We start from the raw sequence: 15,221 nt of genomic DNA, 5'->3' as shown, positions 1-15,221 counted from the left end.
CACCCTGGATCTGGGCTCTGTGCTGGGCTTCGAAGATGACGGTCCGGCCATCAGTAATGTTCAAGCCGCCGTGTTGGCAAACTCCGCCGACGGTTACACAACGGGCGGCTCATTGGTCGACTTAGGCAGTGACGGTGCAGGTTATGGCGATCTGACTGGCAATATAGTTGGTTGGAATGGTACAACCACGACTTATTCTGCTACAGATTTAACCTCTAATAATTTAATAGTTTATTACTACGTAAACCCTGCTTCTCCGGGTGTGCTCTATGCGTACACCAGTGCTGTTCCTGGTGTTTATACAGGGGTTGGGCAGTCTTTGATATTTACGATGACATTTGATGCTGCTGGCAATTATGTCATTGATATGAATGGTAAGCTGGATGCTGAGACTCAAGAGTTTTCGGCGACGTTCAGCAATATTCCTGGTGGTCAGCAGGACTATTTGGTTGTGACTAATACCGGGTTGATACTTAAGCCTGGAGATGCGGTGCCGATAGGTCAGTATGTTGTTGTGTCAATTGACTCATCTATTACCACGGTTAACTCCAGCACCATAGGTTTGGCTGCTGGTAATCAGTGGGTTAGTGGTGCTGAAAAACTGTTTTTTGATCTTGCCGAACCTGCAGTTAAAGTCTCCTTTGCTATCGATATTCAAAGTGGAGGGGCTAGCAATACTGTGGCTTGGACTGTCTATGGTACCGATTCAAATGGTGTACTGACTTCGGAAAGTAGTACTACGGTATTTAGTAATGGCGTGCAGTTGCAAATACCGACGACTTTAACCAATATCACCCGAGTTGAACTTTCCGATACTGGAGGTGATGGTTTTAGGGTGAAATCTCTTAAGATTGTAGATCGTATTGATGAAGACCCTGTGTCGACCGGCTTTAATGTGGCTGTGGTTGATGGCGACGGAGATAAGGCGAGCGCCACCCTAAATGTCACCTTTGAGCCAGTAATTCCCTCGACATTTATTGTGGGTTCCAATGCGCATGATGTTGCCGGAAGTTCTACTCCCTATGTGGTTACAGGGGGGGCAGGTGTTATAACAGGTAATGCTGGTGGCGATGTGCTGGTTGGTGACGAGGGTCGTGCAAGCGTTGTCGGCAAGAGCGTTAACTTGATTGTCATGATGGACTCTTCCGGTAGCATGGGAGATAACATCTTGTTCAATGGAATGAGCATGACTCGGATGGCAGCACTAAAGCTTTCTGTGAATACGATGCTTGCGACTTTGGCCGCAGGGGCGGCAGCGAATGTTCGTGTGAATCTGATCGACTTTGATAGCTCGGCAACCAGTCTTGGTGTTTTTGATCTAAAGGCTCCAGGTGGTTTGTCTGCAGCTCAGGCGGCTGTTAATAGTATGGCTGCGAGTGGTTTTACTAACTATGAAGCTGCACTTCAAGTAGCGCTGAATTGGGTTGGTAGTGCAGGGGCAACTGCTCCGTATGCCGGCAGTGAGGTAATTAATCAAGCCATATTTGTCTCTGATGGTGAGCCTAATAGTTGGCTGAGTGGTAATTCTACTAATCTTGGTAATGCGATCACTAATGGTTCTTCAGCTACTGCGGTTCAGCAGGTTTTGGGCGCTTATGATACTAATCCCAATAGTAATGACGACACGGTTAATGAGGTGAGTCAACTAGAGTCGAGTTTTGGGCCAATACAGGCGGTCGGTATCAATGTCGGGGGCAGTGCACTTGATATCCTTAATCAGATGGAAGGCGAACCTGCTAACTCTAATCCTGATGTGGCAAGCAATGTCACTACGGGTGACCAACTACAAAGTGTGTTGCTAAATTTCAACCCTGAAACGGTTCTCGCTGATGCAGGTAATGATCGGATAGAGGGTGGCGCTGGTAATGATCTGATCTTTGGCGATGTTCTCTATACCGATGTACTGGCTAGTGATGCCGGTTTGAGTACCTTGCCAGGCGCTGGTTGGGCGGTATTCCAAGCGCTTGAAGCTGGGCAGGGTATTGGGGCTGCCTACGCCGGTTGGGATCGTGCGGATACTTTGGCTTATATCAAGGCCAACGCGTTGCAGCTTAGTGCCGAGTCAGGGCGTGCTCTTGGTAATGACACCCTGTTGGGTGGAGGCGGAGATGATTGGATCTTCGGCCAGGAAGGAAGCGACATCATCACCGGCGGCACGGGGAGTGATCTCATGTCTGGCGGTTCAGGTAAGGATATTTTCGTATGGCAAGCCGGTGATGCAGGCGGTGCCACCGATACTATTTTAAACTTTATTCATAACTACAATGGAAGTGCTAATGGCGACAGTTTGGATCTCTCCCAGCTATTGACGGGAGAAAATACAACCGGTGGCATTGGAAATCTATTGAGCTTCCTTGATATTAGCCTCAGCAATGAATCGGGAACGGCCGCCCTGGATACGGTGATCAAAGTCAGTGAGACATCAGCTTTAGATCCGGCTGCCTCTACTGAGCAAACCATTGTTCTGCAGGATGTAAACCTGTACGCCGCCTATGGTCATGCACCGGGCAATGAGTCGGCTCTAATCCTCAGCATGCTCGGTGATGGCACACTGAAGGTAGATAATGCTTGATGGTTTATTGAGTTGTTTTTAGCACTAAGCCGGAGCTTTTGATGATTAGCCCGCTACCCTTAACCGGGTAGCGGGCTTTTTCATGCTTGGAGGGAGGTCACATGGTGTACGTGCAGCGGGACGCGGAGGGGCGGTTGTTACGGGTGGAACATGACCCGTTCGAAGGCATGAACGAAACGCTGGCGGTGGAGAGTGAGGAGCTGCATCGGTGGATCGCGGCTCGGGAAGAGGTCAGGGAGCGCCTGGCCAGCCTCAAGGATTCTGACCTGGAATTGGTCCGGGTGCTGGAGGACGTGGTCACTGCCCTGGTGAGCAAAGGCGTTATTCGCTATACCGACCTCCCCGAAGCTGCCCGACGCAAGCTGGACCAGCGCGCGGTGACGCGCGCCGAGATCGAGGGTTTGAGCGGCCTGTTGGGCGACGACGATCACCACCTGATCTGAGTCGAGCCTGTCTTCAGGGTTTGAGCCAGGCCAGCAGCACATCCAGCATACGATTAGCGAAGGCCCATTCGTTGTCGTACCAGGCCAGCACCTTGACCAAGTCGCTGCCCTGCACCCGGGTATGGTTGAGGTCGACCACGCAGGATACCGGGTAGCCGTTGAAGTCGCTGGACACGAGCGGCAGTTCGTTGCACTCCATCACTCCCAACGGCAGCTGCCGCGCGGCTTTTTGCAGGATGTCGTTGATCTGTTCCCGGTCGGTGGGATGCTCGCTGGTGAAGGTCAGGTCGAGTAGCGACACATTGCTGGTCGGTACCCGTACCGCCATGCCATCCAGGCGTCCTGTCAGTTCCGGTATCACCAGCCCGATGGTCTTGGCCGCGCCGGTACTGGTGGGGATCATCGACACCGCCGCCGCACGAGCCCGGTAGAGATCACTGTGGGTCTTGTCCAGCAGGTTCTGGTCGTTGGTGTAGGCGTGCACCGTGGTCATCAGCCCCTGGCGGATGCCGACCGTGGTGTGTAGCGCCTGGGCTAGCGGGGCCAGGCAATTGGTGGTGCAGGAGGCGTTGGAGACGATTTGCTGGTTGCCCAGCAGGTGGTGATTGACGCCGTAGACGACGGTCAGGTCGGCTGCTTCCAGCGGGTGCGAGAGCAGTACGCGCGGTGCGCCGGCGTTCAGATGCTGCTCGACCAGAGCGCGTTTCTTCAGTTTGCCGGTGCAATCCACCACCACGTCGACGGCCAGTTGCCTCCAGGGCAACTGGGCGATGTCTTTGTGGTTGCTCAGGCGGATGGGCTGACCACGCACTTGCAGGATGTCATCTTGCAGCTCGACCTGGCCGATAAAACGGCCGAAGGTCGAGTCGAACCGGGTCAGGTGGGCGAGGGTGGTGAAATCACCGAGTTCGTTGATGGCTTCGATGCGGATCTGGTTTTCCAGTCCACGTTCGAACAGGGCGCGGAGCAGGGCGCGACCGATGCGCCCGTATCCGTTCAGGGCAATTCGCAACATGGCAGTTTCCTTCTGTCTGGTCTTGCCTTTCAGCATAGGCGGCCAGGTTCGGAGCTGCGTATTGCGGGTTAGCGCCGGGCCCCGCCAAAGTAGGCACAGCCACGCAGCACTTCGCCATTGAGGCGCAACTCGGCACTGAGGTGCTGCACGCTGCCGCTCATGCTGTCGGTGCAGCGCTGGGGTGCCAGCCACAGCTCCAGCTTCTGGCCGTTGGCTTCGCTGCTGAGATTGAAGCGGCCCTCCGGCAGTTGTTCTTCCAGATAGGGCACCGCCAGTGGCTCCTGGCCGAGACGCTGCAGCACCAGGCCTTTGCCACTGACGCCCAGGCTCCAATCCGGCTCATGGCCACTGGCAAGCAATAGCAAACGCTCAAAGCCGGGTGCGCCGCAGCCTGGGCCTTCGCCTTGCAGGCGGTAGACCAGGCGTGGTTGTAGCTCGCCGTCCACGCCCTGGCTCTTGCTGCCGGTCACATCGCCGAGCAGGTCGACGAACAGCTCGCGGTGGCCGTCGGCAAACAAGCCAGCGGCTTCGCGGACGATCTCACTGCTGCCGTCATTGACCACTTCGATGCTGCGGGTTTCGCCACATGGAGCCAATAGCAGGCGACCCTCGTTCTGGGTCAGCTGCCCTTGCAGGCGTTGCGGCGGGATGACGGGTTTGTTGCTGTACACGCTGAACATCTGGCAGCCGGCAAATAACGGCAGCAGGGCAAATAGCAGGTGGCGGGTATTCATGAAGCTCTCCTGGCGACATGCGGCGAACTTACCCGCAGGTGGCCTGCTGCTCAAGGGTGAGTGTTTCGCGTTTCTTGTAAAGTCGCTGCCAGGCGCCCATTCTCAGTGCATTTCCTCCGGATGTGATCATGGACAGAAGCACCGGTTCAGGCCTTTCCTTCGCTAAGCGTATCTACTTGCCGCGCAGCATCGGGCTGGGCATCGGCTTTATGTGCGTCGCTGCCGGCCTGTGGCCGTTGCAGCCGCAGCCCTGGGTATGGGCGCTGTTGGTATTCAACGGCTTTCTCTGGCCGCACCTGGCCTACCTACTGGCGCGTATGTCGAAAGCGCCGTTCAAGTCAGAACGGCGCAACCTGCTGATCGACTCGGTTTTCGGCGGTTTCTGGGCGGCGGCCATGCAGTTCAACGCACTGCCGACCGTGACCATCCTGGCCATGATGGCCATGAACAATATCGCCGCCGGTGGCGGGAGGTTCTTCTTCAAGGGCTGCCTGAGCATGCTGCTTGGCATGCTTCTGGGGCTGCTGACCTTCGGCCCGGCCTTCAATCCCGAAACCAGCATGCTGCAGCTCTACGCCTGCCTACCGATGTTGGTGCTCTACCCGCTGGCCCTGGGCTGGGTCAGTTATCGCCTGAGCATCAAGCTGGCCGAGCACAAACAGGCGCTACGCGCGGTCAGCCGCACCGACAGCCTGACCCGGCTATACAACCACGGGCACTGGAAGGACCTGCTGCACCGCGAGTTCGACAAGTGCCGGCAGGGGCAGCATCGCGCCACCGTGGCGTTGATCGATGTGGACCACTTCAAGGCGATCAACGACGGCCATGGCCATCTGGTCGGCGACAGCGTGCTGCGTCTGCTGAGTGAGCGCCTGGCGTTGAGTCTGCGAGAAGATGACCTGGCTGGCCGCTATGGGGGCGATGAGTTCTGTGTGATCCTGCCCAACACCCCTGCGGTTCTGGCGGCCGATGTGATGGAGCGCCTGCGCCAAGAGCTGGCCGAGGTGCGCAGCGAGTTGGCGCCGCACCTGCAGATCACCCTGAGCATAGGCCTGGCGGGGTATAGCCCGATGCAGCTGGATGCCAATCACTGGCTCAAGGATGCCGATCAGGCGCTGTACCAGGCCAAGCGTCAGGGACGAAACCAGGTAGTAAGTGCTGCCGACTAGGCGGCCTGCCAAGTTCCCAACTACGCCTGGGCGTGGCAGGCTGAAACCCTATCCACAGACTGGAACGCCCTATGACCAGCGAAACCCAGACTGAGCGCGAGCCGCTCAGTGCCATCGATGTGCGCATTCTCGGTTGCTTGATCGAGAAGCAGGCCACCACCCCGGAAACCTACCCACTGACCCTCAATGCCCTGGTGCTGGCCTGTAATCAGAAGACCAGCCGCGAGCCGTTGATGAACCTCACCGAAGGCCAGGTCGGCCAGGCCCTGCGCGCCCTGGAAGGACTCGGCTTTACCCGGTTGGTGATGGGCGGCCGCGCCGATCGCTGGGAGCATCGGGTGGACAAGGCGCTGGAGCTGGTCAAACCCCAGCAAGCGCTGCTGGGCCTGCTGTTTTTGCGGGGGCCGCAGACGCTCAGTGAACTGCTCACCCGCAGCAATCGCCTCTACGCCTTCGAAGACACCGCCGAGGTACAGCACCAGCTGGAGCGTCTGATCGGTCGTGAGCTGGTGGTGCTGCTGCCGCGGCAGAGCGGTCAGCGCGAGGATCGCTATATGCACCAGTTGGGCGCGGCGGCGGATCTGGAAGCTCTGCTGGCCGCGCGCCAGGCTGATACCCCAGCTCGGGGTACGGCGGATGATTCTCGCATCGCCGAGCTTGAAGCCCGGGTGGCGGCTCTGGAAGAGCGTCTGGCCCGCCTGGAAAGCTGAGATTTTCTAGCTTCAGAATTCATTAAGACTCACTGCCGATACTGCCCTCCATGGTCAACCCCGTGGAGGGCGTTCGATGAGTCAAAATCCCTGGAACATCCCCTTTCCGCTGCATTTCGGCAGCGATCCCATGCAGCAATCCAGCCTCTGGCTGGCGGATAGCCCACAGTTGCGTGCGGAGTTCGAGGCGTTCGTTCAGGTTCGCTTCAACGAGGCGCACGGCGCGCGGATCAGCCGTTTCATGCCGGAGCTGATCGGCCTGCGCAATCCTGCCGGTGAGCTGACCGCAGTGTGTGGCGTGCGTTTGGCACGTGAAGAAAACCTGTTCCTCGAACACTACCTGCAGGTGCCGGCGCAGAGCGTGATCGCCCGTCTGGCGGAGCGCCCGGTGCAGCGTGGCGAGATCGTCGAAGTCGGCAACCTGGCTGCGAGCAGCCCTGGCAATGCGCGGCTGATCATCATTGCCATGACCGGCTTGCTGGCCCATCGCGGCTTGCAGTGGGTGGTGTTTACCGGGGCGCCGACCCTGATCAACAGCTTCCGTCGCCTGGGCCTGGAGCCGATGCGTCTTTGCGAAGCCGACCCTCACCTGCTGGGCGAGCAGCGTCACGACTGGGGCCAGTACTACGAGCAGCGTCCGCAGGTCTTCGCCGGCAATATCCAGCTGGGCAATCGCCGCCTGTGCGAGCAGGGCGTGATGCAGCGCCTGGGGTTTCTCCAGCCTTGCCCGGGGGATATCCATGCAGCCTGAAGTGAGTTTCCTGCGCAATACCCTGCTGGCTCATGCCGAGAGCCAGCCGCAGCGCCTGGCCTTATGGGGCGACACTGAGCGCCTGGATTACCAGCGTCTGTTCGAAGAAGTGCAGCGTCGTGAGGCCCTGTTGCGCGCCGAACAGGTCGAGGTGGTGGCGCTGGCTCTGGACAATGGGCCAGAGGCCGTACTGTGGGACCTGGCGGCACTGTTCGCCGGCGTGGCTTGCCTGATTCTGCCGCCGTTTTTCAGCGCCAGCCAGCGGACCCACTGCCTGCAGCAGAGCGGGGCGACCCTAGCGCTCGTCGAGCCGCGCATGGCTGATGAGCTGCTGGCCTGTGGTTTTCAGCAGGAGGGGCTGTTCTGGCGCGCTCCTGTGTCTATCAAGCGTCTACCCCTCCCCGAGGGTACGGCCAAGATCACCTACACCTCGGGTACCACCGGCAGCCCCAAGGGGGTGTGCCTGAGTGCCGAGAGCATGCTCAAGGTGGCTCGCGAGCTGGAACGGGCCAGCCGCGAGACGGCGCCGCAGCAATACCTGGCTGTGTTGCCGCTGGCGGTGCTGCTGGAGAACCTGGGTATCTACGCCGCTTTGCTGGCCGGAGCCACGCTCAGCCTGCCCAGCCAGCAGGAGTTGGGCATCAGTGGTGCCAGTGGTGTCGATTGGCCTCGCCTGTTCGGGCAGATGGCAATGCGCGGTGCGCAGAGCCTGATTCTGGTGCCGCAGCTGTTGCTTGGCCTGGTGATTGCGGTCGAGCGCGGCCTGATGCCGGTGGGGGGCTTTCGTTTTATCGCCGTGGGCGGTGCGCGGGTGTCTGCGGATTTGCTGGCACGGGCCGCCAAGGTCGGGCTGCCTGTCTATGAAGGCTATGGCCTGTCCGAGTGCGCCTCGGTGGTCTGCCTGAACCGCCCTGGCGCGGTGCGCCCAGGTACGGTGGGCAAGCCACTGCCACATGTGCGCGTGCGCCTGGCCGAGGACGGCGAAGTGCTGGTGGCCGGCTCGCACCTGCTGGGCTACCTCGGCGAGGCCGCGTTCCAGGACGAGTGGTGGCCGACCGGCGATATCGGTGAGTTCGACGCCGATGGCTACCTGCAGCTGCGCGGGCGCAAGAAGCATCAGTTCGTCACCAGCTTCGGCCGCAACGTCAACCCGGAGTGGGTTGAGTCCGAACTGACCCAGCGCGGGGTGATCGCCCAGGCCTTCGTTCATGGCGAAAGCCTGGCGGAGAACGTCGCGCTGCTCTGGCCGCTTGACCCCAACTGCACCGATGCCCAGTTGCAAACCACCGTGCAACAGGCCAACGCCGTGCTGCCGGATTACGCCCGGGTCGGCCGTTGGGTACGCCTGGAGCAACCCTTCACACCCGCCAGTGGCCTGCTCACGGCCAATGGCCGGCTGCGCCGCGACGCCATCCTGGCGCGCTATGGCGAACTCTTTAGTGAATCCCTGACTGTCTGAGGTAAGGCCCATGAATTTCTTCGATGAACTGCAAACCGCCACCCACAACGAGCGCGATGCGCTGTTTTCAGTGCCGGTGATCCGCGATGCCCTGGCTGGGCGTGTCAGCCTGGACGGCTATATCGCCTTTCTGACCCAGGCCTACTACCACGTGCGTCACACCGTGCCGCTGATGATGGCGTGCGGTGCGCGCCTGCCGCGGGAGATGGAGTGGCTGCGCAAGGCCGTGTGCGAATACATCGACGAGGAGTACGGCCACGAGCAGTGGATCCTCAACGATATCGCTGCCTGTGGCGGCGATGCGGAGGCCGTGCGCCTGGGCCAGCCGAGCCAGGCCATCGAGCTGATGGTCAGCTACCTGTACGACACCATTGCCCGTGGTAATCCGGTCGGCCTGTTCGGCATGGTCAACGTACTGGAGGGCACCAGCATCGCCCTGGCCACCCAGGCGGCGGGCACCATCCAGCAAACCCTGGCCTTGCCCAAGGAAGCCTTCAGCTACCTGTTCTCCCATGGCTCGCTGGATATCGGCCACATGCAGCATTACCGCAATCTGATGAACCAGCTCGAACGCGACGAGGACAAGGCGGCCGTCATTCATGTCAGCCAGGTGGTGTATCGCCTGTATGCCGACATGTTCCGTGGCCTGCCGCGGGTCAGCGAGGTGCAGCATGCGCTTGCCTGAGTGCCGTGCCGTGCTGACCGGGGCCAGCGGCGGCATCGGCCTGGCCCTGGCCGAGCAACTCTGTGTCGGAGGCGCCAGGCTGATTGCCGTGGCGCGGCGTGGCGAGGCGCTGGATGACCTGGCGCGGCGCTATCCGCAGCAGTTGCTGTGGGTCGAGGCCGACCTGACTACGCCTGCCGGGCGCCTGGCTGTAGTGACTGCAGCGCGCGAGATGGGCGGGCTCAACCTGCTGATCAACGCCGCCGGGATCAATCGCTTCGCCATGCTCGAACAGCTCGACGATGAGCAGATTGCCGAGATGCTCAACATCAACCTGGTGGCCACTGTGCAGCTGACCCGCGCCCTCCTGCCACTGCTGCGTCAGCAGCACCAGACGTTGCTGGTCAATGTCGGCTCCACCTACGGCTCGATCGGCTATGCCGGTTACGCCACCTACTGCGCCAGCAAGTTCGCCGTGCGCGGTTTTTCCGAGGCGTTGCGCCGCGAGCTGGCCGACACCGGCGTCGGCGTGCTGTACGTGGCACCCAGGGCCACCCGCACGGCGATGAACAGTGGCCCGGCCGAGGCGCTCAATTCGGCGCTCAAGGTCGCCACGGACAGCCCGCAGCGGGTGGCTGGCGAAGTGCTGGCGGCAATCACGGCCGACCGCAGCGAACTCTATCTCGGCTGGCCGGAGAAATTTTTCGTCCGCCTCAACGGCATCTTGCCTGGCCTGGTGGATCGCGCCTTGCGCAAGCAGTTGCCGACCATTCGCCAATTCAGCAAGAAGGAGATTTGAGCATGAACAAGTTGTTTGTCCTTATCACTGCACTCTGTTTCAGCCTGTCGGCCTGGGCGCTGGATGAAGCCGGCAGCCAACGTCTGCAGCAGGTGCAGGAGCGTTGGGCGCAGATTCAGTACGCGACGCCTGAAAAACAGCGCCCCAAGGCTTTCGAAGCACTGGCGGCGGAAACTTCGGCCTTCACCCAGGCTCAACCCACTGCAGCCGAAGCCTGGATCTGGCATGGCATCGTCACCAGCAGTTGGGCCGGCGCCGAAGGTGGTCTGGGCGCGCTGGGCAAGGTCAAGGACGCCAAGCGCTATCTGGAAAAGGCCCTGGCCCTCGACCCCAAGGCGCTCAACGGCTCGGCCTATACCAGCCTGGGTACCCTGTATGACCGGGTGCCGGGCTGGCCCATCGGCTTTGGCGATGAGGACAAGGCCGAGCAACTGCTCAAGCAGGCGCTGCAGATCAACCCCAATGGCATCGACAGTCTTTACTTCTGGGGTGACCATCTGTTCCGTCAGGGGCAGTATGCGCAGGCGCGCGAGGCGTTGGAAAAAGCCCGCCAGGCACCGCCGCGTGCCGGTCGCGAGCTGGCCGACAAGGGCCGCCAGGGTGAGATCAGCGAGCTGCTGAAGGCTGTGGACAACAAGCTCAACTAAGGAGCTGCGATGCGTTTATTGCTGGTCGAGGACGACAAGGCCCTGGGCGAAGGTTTGCGCCTGGGCCTGCGCCAGGAAGGTTATACGGTGGACTGGTTGCAGGACGGTGCCAGTGCTGTCCACGCGCTGCTCAGCGAGGAATTCGATCTTCTGGTGCTCGACCTCGGCTTGCCGCGCCTGGATGGCATCCAGGTGCTGCGCCAATTGCGTGGCAGCGGCTCGGCATTGCCGGTGCTGATTCTCACCGCGCGCGACGCCACCGAGGACCGCATCGCCGGTCTGGATGCCGGCGCCGACGATTATCTGGTCAAGCCGTTCGACCTGGACGAACTCAAGGCCCGCCTGCGCGCGCTGCTGCGCCGTAGTGCCGGCCGCGCCCAGGTGCTGATCGAACATGCCGGCATCTGTCTCGATCCGGCCAGTCAGCAGGTCAGCTACTTGGGCAAGCCCGTACCCATGACGCCCAAGGAATACCTGCTGCTGCACGAACTGCTGTCACAACCGGGCAAGGTGTTGACCCGTGAGCGCCTGGCCCAGTCGCTCTACGGCTGGGACGAAGAGGCCGAGAGCAACACGCTGGAGGTACATATCCATCATCTGCGCAAGAAGCTGTTCAGCAGCCTGATCCGCACCGTGCGCGGGGTCGGCTATCTGGTCGAGGAGCAGCCATGAGCTCCATCCGCCGCCGCACCCTGGTGCTGGTACTGGGGCTGATGCTGCTCGGCACCTTGCTGGTGACCCTGTTCAACTACTTCGATAGCGCCCACGAGATCGAGGAAGTCTATGACGCGCAGCTGGCGCATACCGCGCGCATGCTCCAGGGCGTGATGCGCGTGCCGGTGCAGGACAGTGAGCGTGACAGCCTCTACGCCGCCTTCAATGCTGCGCTGGAGCATGCCGGCCAGCGCATGCCGGGCCACCCCTACGAGAGCAAGCTGGCCTTTCAGGTCTGGAGCCCGGCCGGCGAGGTGCTGGTACGCAGCGCCGCGGCGCCGCCACTCGATACACCGCCGGTTGCCGAGGGCTACTCGACCTTTGACCTGGGCCGCCATCAATGGCGCGGGTTCCTGCTCAAGGACCCGCAGCGAGGACTGCTGATCTGGACCGGCGAGCGCGATGACGTGCGTCAGGAGCTGATCGACAGCATCGTGCGCCACACCCTTTATCCCAACCTGCTGGGCAGCATGGCGCTGGCCGCGCTGCTCTGGTGGGCGATCGGCTGGGGGCTGGCGCCACTGCGCAACATGGCCGAGGTCATCCGTGGCCGTCATGCCGACAGCCTGGAGCCGCTGCAACTCGACCCGCTACCCAGCGAGCTGGCCCCGATGCAGGCGGCGCTCAACCGTCTGCTGGCACAGATCGACCTGGTGTTGGAGCGGGAGCGGCGCTTTATCGCCGACGCTGCCCATGAGCTGCGCACGCCCCTGGCCGTGCTCAAGGTTCATGCACAGAACGCCACCCAGGCGCAGGATGACGACGAGCGCCGTCAGTCACTGCACTATCTGATCGGCGGCATCGACCGGGCCACGCGCGTGGTCAACCAATTGCTGACCATGGCGCGGATCGAACCGATGCTGGGCAAGCCCGAGCGGGGCCAGGTCGATTTGCAGGCTCTGGTGCGCGAGACCCTGGCCGAGTTGACTCCCTGGGTGCTGCGCCAGGGCCTTGAGCTGTCATTGGAAGTGGGCGAAGGCGACTTCAACCTCGCCGCCGATGCCGCCACCGTCGGTATTGCCCTGCAGAACCTGGTGACCAATGCAGTGAACTTCTCGCCGGCCGGCGGCCGGGTGCGTGTAGTGCTCAGTGGTGAGGGAGAGCGGGTGGCGTTGCAGGTGGAGGATCAAGGGCCGGGCATTGCCGAGGAGGATCTGCAGCGGGTATTCGAGCGTTTCCACAGTCGCAACAACCATCAGGGGGCGGGGTTGGGCCTGGCCATCGTCAGGCGTATTGCCGAGCAGCATGGCGGCGCCATTCGCCTGAGCAACCTGGACGCTGGGGGGCTGCGCGCTACGCTGGAACTACCGCGCCAAGGCTGACGTATCATGCACACCTGATTTTCTGGATGGATTCCCCATGAGCGATACCCCGACCTTTCTGTCGGCCCTGCAAGGCGCCGACATGCTGTTGATCGATGGCCTGCATGCCTGGCAGTTCGAGCTGGATGAGCAGGCCAGTGGTGAGCAGCTGCAATTGACCGTGGAGTGCATCGATGGCCGTACCCGGCGCGTCTGGCAATTCACCGCTGCCGCAGTGGCGGCGGCACGTGCGGGCGAGGTCGCAGACAGCTGGTTGGTCGCGGGCGCTGAGGCCGAGCACGAGGTGGTCTGCCTAGGCGCCATTGGCGCGGGCAACGATGATGATGACGAGCCCGACGAGGCCTGAGGCGTGATTCGCTGCAAGCGGGTCTATGCGTCCGTGGCAGCGGATGACGGCGCGCGGGTTCTGGTGGATCGCCTGTGGCCACGCGGCTGCAAGAAGGACAGCCTGGCACTGCAGGCCTGGCTCAAGGACGTTGCCCCTTCAGAGGCCCTGCGCAAGGGCTTCTGCCACGATCCGGTGTTGTTCGACGAGTTTCGCCTACTGTATCGCGCCGAACTGGCGGCGCATCCCGAGCATTGGCAGGGGCTTCTGGCCCTGGCCGAGCAGGGCAACCTGACCCTGCTGTTCGCCGCGCGCGACGAGCGCTGCAACAATGCCCGGGTGCTGGCCGAGTTTCTCGAGGAGGAACTGGAGCGGCGCGGCCCGCCCAGTTCGCCCGTGTGCTACGCCGATCAGTAATTGCCTGAGTCGTTGCACAGCAGCTCGTCGCTCTCGGCTACGGCGTAACAGACCATCTTCTCGTCCTTGTAGGGCAGGGCCAGGCTGTAACCGGGCTTGCCGTTGACCAGCAGTTGTTCGCTCTTCGGGTCCCAGTCGATGCGTACGGCGTTGCCGTTGTCCCAGTCCCAGTGGGTGAAGAAGTACTGGTCGGTGGCGGCGCAGGTGGTCACGGCGCAGGCGCCCTGGCCCTTGAGTTCACCGGCCTTGTAGTAGTAACAGGTGCCACGGCCTTCGCCGCAGCCGGCGTAGGCAGCACTGCCGAGCATGAGCATCAGTGCGGCGAAGCATCCTCTGTGTATCAGTCCCACCACAGCTGCACCGCTTTGTGGGTCTGCAGCCAGCGCTGCAGCACCTTGAGGGCGAAATGTTTGTCGTCAGGCTGCAGGCCTTGCAACAGCTCGCGCGTGTCGGGTGGCAGTGCCTCCAGCTGCTCGCTCTGCTCGGCCAGGGCGGCAAAGCTGTCGAGCGTATCCGGGCAGAACTTGGCGATCTCCTTGGCTAGCTTGGCCGCATCATCGGGCAGGCGCTCGAACTGCAGGGTGAAGCGATCCGTGGCCACGTCGAGGAGGTGGATGCCATGTTCCTTGTCCCAGCGTTGCAGGCGTTTGACGATGGCCTCGGTGTCCAGGCCGTAGTTCGATCCATGGGTGTAGTGACGGTAGAGGTCGAGGTACTTGGCCTTGGGCCCACCATTCAGCGCTGCCTTCGGAATGGGCTTGCGCTCGGCGCCTGGATGCTGGGCCGCCAGCCAGTCGGCGGCTGCATGGTGCCCGGCCTGGCGTGCGTACCAGGCGGCGGTCATGCAGCCGTCGGCGCCGTCGATGGCGCGGCAAACGTCGGCACCGTGGCGCACCAGCAGCTTAAGGATGTCCAGTTGTCCGTGGTTGGCGGCGCTCATCAGCAGGGTCATGCCGTGCACGGCGGCGCCCGATCCCTCGACGTTGGCACCGCGTTGCAGCAACAGTTCGACGACCTCCGTGTGGCCATTGTGCAGGGCCGCGCCAATGGGTGAGGCGTGTGGCCCCTCCAGCGGACATCCGCCGTCCAGCAGGGTCGTTACCGCCTGCAGATCGCCGGCAGCGGCCTGGTCTTCCAGATCGAACAGCGCCTCGCCACCACGGTCGGCGCCAGCCTCCTCCAGCAACGCGCGAATCTTGCGGTACTCATTCTCTACCACGCGGTCGTGGCGCCGCGTCAGGCAGGTCTGCCAGGGCGTGAGTCCCTCGCCATCTGCGCGGTTGGGGTCGGCGCCCAGCTCCAGCAGCAGCTTGACCACTTTCGGATAGCCCGTGCCACCGGCGATGGCTTCGGTCAGCGGTGTATGGCCATTCTCGTCCAGGGCGTTGGCATCGGCGCCGTCGGCATGACGCTGGCGGATGCCGTCCAGGTCGAACCAGTAGGCGCCGAGAAGAATAGGGTCGTTTGCAGGCATCGGACT

At 61.7% G+C, this 15,221-nt stretch carries 17 protein-coding genes; 13 read left to right on the top strand and 4 right to left on the bottom strand.

The features are described from left to right. Both P7A97_RS19635 and P7A97_RS19630 read left to right on the top strand, forming a co-directional pair. A partial coding sequence (locus P7A97_RS19635; protein WP_277692128.1) for a VWA domain-containing protein occupies positions 1–2,572 on the top strand: 2,572 nt, incomplete at its 5' end. A 101-nt stretch (positions 2,573–2,673) separates the two neighbouring features. Next, positions 2,674–3,015, top strand: coding sequence for a tryptophan synthase subunit beta (locus tag P7A97_RS19630; protein WP_277692126.1), 342 nt, complete (start codon positions 2,674–2,676; stop codon positions 3,013–3,015). A 13-nt stretch (positions 3,016–3,028) separates the two neighbouring features. On the opposite strand, the gene gap is transcribed toward P7A97_RS19630, so the two are convergent. Together gap and P7A97_RS19620 are read right to left on the bottom strand one after the other, a co-directional pair. Then, positions 3,029–4,030 carry a type I glyceraldehyde-3-phosphate dehydrogenase gene (gap, locus tag P7A97_RS19625; RefSeq protein WP_277692124.1) on the bottom strand — a complete coding sequence of 334 codons (1,002 nt, stop codon included), beginning with the start codon at positions 4,028–4,030 and terminating at the stop codon, positions 3,029–3,031. A 68-nt stretch (positions 4,031–4,098) separates the two neighbouring features. Then, positions 4,099–4,764: a hypothetical protein gene (locus P7A97_RS19620; RefSeq protein WP_277692123.1), complete on the bottom strand. Its 666-nt coding sequence runs from the start codon at positions 4,762–4,764 to the stop codon at positions 4,099–4,101. 128 nt (positions 4,765–4,892) lie between these two features. Here P7A97_RS19620 and P7A97_RS19615 point away from each other — a divergent pair, with 128 nt between their 5' ends. The 11 genes from P7A97_RS19615 to P7A97_RS19565 all read left to right on the top strand — a co-directional run bounded on the left by P7A97_RS19615 (position 4,893) and on the right by P7A97_RS19565 (position 13,741). After that, entirely contained in the window at positions 4,893–5,933 is a 1,041-nt protein-coding gene (locus P7A97_RS19615) for a diguanylate cyclase (RefSeq protein ID WP_277692122.1), read from the top strand. A gap of 71 nt (positions 5,934–6,004) precedes the next feature. Continuing rightward, positions 6,005–6,643, top strand: a complete 639-nt coding sequence (locus P7A97_RS19610) for a DUF480 domain-containing protein (protein WP_277692121.1) — start codon at positions 6,005–6,007, stop codon at positions 6,641–6,643. 76 nt (positions 6,644–6,719) lie between these two features. After that, on the top strand, positions 6,720–7,394 hold the full coding sequence (locus tag P7A97_RS19605) for a thermostable hemolysin (protein WP_277692120.1): 675 nt from the start codon (positions 6,720–6,722) through the stop codon (positions 7,392–7,394). Continuing rightward, complete coding sequence (locus tag P7A97_RS19600; protein ID WP_277692119.1) at positions 7,384–8,853, top strand: AMP-binding protein; 1,470 nt, start codon at positions 7,384–7,386, stop codon at positions 8,851–8,853. Before P7A97_RS19605 ends, P7A97_RS19600 begins: the two co-directional genes overlap by 11 nt. 10 nt (positions 8,854–8,863) lie before the next feature. Further along, on the top strand, positions 8,864–9,538 hold the full coding sequence (locus P7A97_RS19595; RefSeq protein ID WP_277692118.1) for an iron-containing redox enzyme family protein: 675 nt from the start codon (positions 8,864–8,866) through the stop codon (positions 9,536–9,538). Next, positions 9,525–10,316: an SDR family oxidoreductase gene (locus tag P7A97_RS19590; RefSeq protein WP_277692116.1), complete on the top strand. Its 792-nt coding sequence runs from the start codon at positions 9,525–9,527 to the stop codon at positions 10,314–10,316. The genes P7A97_RS19595 and P7A97_RS19590 overlap by 14 nt, the downstream gene beginning before the upstream one ends. A 2-nt stretch (positions 10,317–10,318) precedes the next feature. Continuing rightward, complete coding sequence (locus P7A97_RS19585) at positions 10,319–10,963, top strand: tetratricopeptide repeat protein (protein WP_277692114.1); 645 nt, start codon at positions 10,319–10,321, stop codon at positions 10,961–10,963. 9 nt (positions 10,964–10,972) lie between these two features. Then, positions 10,973–11,635, top strand: coding sequence for a response regulator (locus P7A97_RS19580; protein WP_277692113.1), 663 nt, complete (start codon positions 10,973–10,975; stop codon positions 11,633–11,635). Then, entirely contained in the window at positions 11,632–12,999 is a 1,368-nt protein-coding gene (locus P7A97_RS19575) for an ATP-binding protein (RefSeq protein ID WP_277692112.1), read from the top strand. The genes P7A97_RS19580 and P7A97_RS19575 overlap by 4 nt, the downstream gene beginning before the upstream one ends. Positions 13,000–13,036: 37 nt before the next feature. Further along, complete coding sequence (locus P7A97_RS19570) at positions 13,037–13,345, top strand: DUF5629 family protein (protein ID WP_277692111.1); 309 nt, start codon at positions 13,037–13,039, stop codon at positions 13,343–13,345. A 3-nt stretch (positions 13,346–13,348) separates the two neighbouring features. Continuing rightward, the gene (locus P7A97_RS19565) at positions 13,349–13,741 is read left to right on the top strand and encodes a DUF488 family protein (protein ID WP_277692109.1); all 393 of its coding nucleotides are present in this window, start codon (positions 13,349–13,351) and stop codon (positions 13,739–13,741) included. On the opposite strand, the gene P7A97_RS19560 is transcribed toward P7A97_RS19565, so the two are convergent. Next, complete coding sequence (locus tag P7A97_RS19560; protein WP_277692107.1) at positions 13,735–14,091, bottom strand: hypothetical protein; 357 nt, start codon at positions 14,089–14,091, stop codon at positions 13,735–13,737. The two genes, P7A97_RS19565 and P7A97_RS19560, sit on opposite strands and share 7 nt — an antisense overlap. Beyond that, positions 14,082–15,215: an ankyrin repeat domain-containing protein gene (locus P7A97_RS19555; protein ID WP_277692105.1), complete on the bottom strand. Its 1,134-nt coding sequence runs from the start codon at positions 15,213–15,215 to the stop codon at positions 14,082–14,084. The genes P7A97_RS19560 and P7A97_RS19555 overlap by 10 nt, the downstream gene beginning before the upstream one ends. Positions 15,216–15,221: the final 6 nt, after the last annotated feature.

Source organism: Pseudomonas sp. GOM6 (genome assembly GCF_029537485.1).
Taxonomy (GTDB): domain Bacteria; phylum Pseudomonadota; class Gammaproteobacteria; order Pseudomonadales; family Pseudomonadaceae; genus Aquipseudomonas.
This window is presented reverse-complemented; position numbering and strand designations above follow the sequence as displayed.

Excerpts from the sequence above, each read along its gene's own strand:
- P7A97_RS19575 (WP_277692112.1), top strand. The coding sequence starts at position 11,632 with ATGAGCTCCATCCGCCGCCGCACCCTGGTGCTGGTACTGGGGCTGATG.
- P7A97_RS19590 (WP_277692116.1), top strand. The coding sequence starts at position 9,525 with ATGCGCTTGCCTGAGTGCCGTGCCGTGCTGACCGGGGCCAGCGGCGGC.
- gap (WP_277692124.1), bottom strand. The coding sequence starts at position 4,030 with ATGTTGCGAATTGCCCTGAACGGATACGGGCGCATCGGTCGCGCCCTG.
- P7A97_RS19615 (WP_277692122.1), top strand. The coding sequence starts at position 4,893 with ATGGACAGAAGCACCGGTTCAGGCCTTTCCTTCGCTAAGCGTATCTAC.
- P7A97_RS19585 (WP_277692114.1), top strand. The coding sequence starts at position 10,319 with ATGAACAAGTTGTTTGTCCTTATCACTGCACTCTGTTTCAGCCTGTCG.
- P7A97_RS19605 (WP_277692120.1), top strand. The coding sequence starts at position 6,720 with ATGAGTCAAAATCCCTGGAACATCCCCTTTCCGCTGCATTTCGGCAGC.
- P7A97_RS19620 (WP_277692123.1), bottom strand. The coding sequence starts at position 4,764 with ATGAATACCCGCCACCTGCTATTTGCCCTGCTGCCGTTATTTGCCGGC.
- P7A97_RS19555 (WP_277692105.1), bottom strand. The coding sequence starts at position 15,215 with ATGCCTGCAAACGACCCTATTCTTCTCGGCGCCTACTGGTTCGACCTG.
- P7A97_RS19600 (WP_277692119.1), top strand. The coding sequence starts at position 7,384 with ATGCAGCCTGAAGTGAGTTTCCTGCGCAATACCCTGCTGGCTCATGCC.
- P7A97_RS19570 (WP_277692111.1), top strand. The coding sequence starts at position 13,037 with ATGAGCGATACCCCGACCTTTCTGTCGGCCCTGCAAGGCGCCGACATG.
- P7A97_RS19610 (WP_277692121.1), top strand. The coding sequence starts at position 6,005 with ATGACCAGCGAAACCCAGACTGAGCGCGAGCCGCTCAGTGCCATCGAT.
- P7A97_RS19595 (WP_277692118.1), top strand. The coding sequence starts at position 8,864 with ATGAATTTCTTCGATGAACTGCAAACCGCCACCCACAACGAGCGCGAT.
- P7A97_RS19580 (WP_277692113.1), top strand. The coding sequence starts at position 10,973 with ATGCGTTTATTGCTGGTCGAGGACGACAAGGCCCTGGGCGAAGGTTTG.
- P7A97_RS19630 (WP_277692126.1), top strand. The coding sequence starts at position 2,674 with ATGGTGTACGTGCAGCGGGACGCGGAGGGGCGGTTGTTACGGGTGGAA.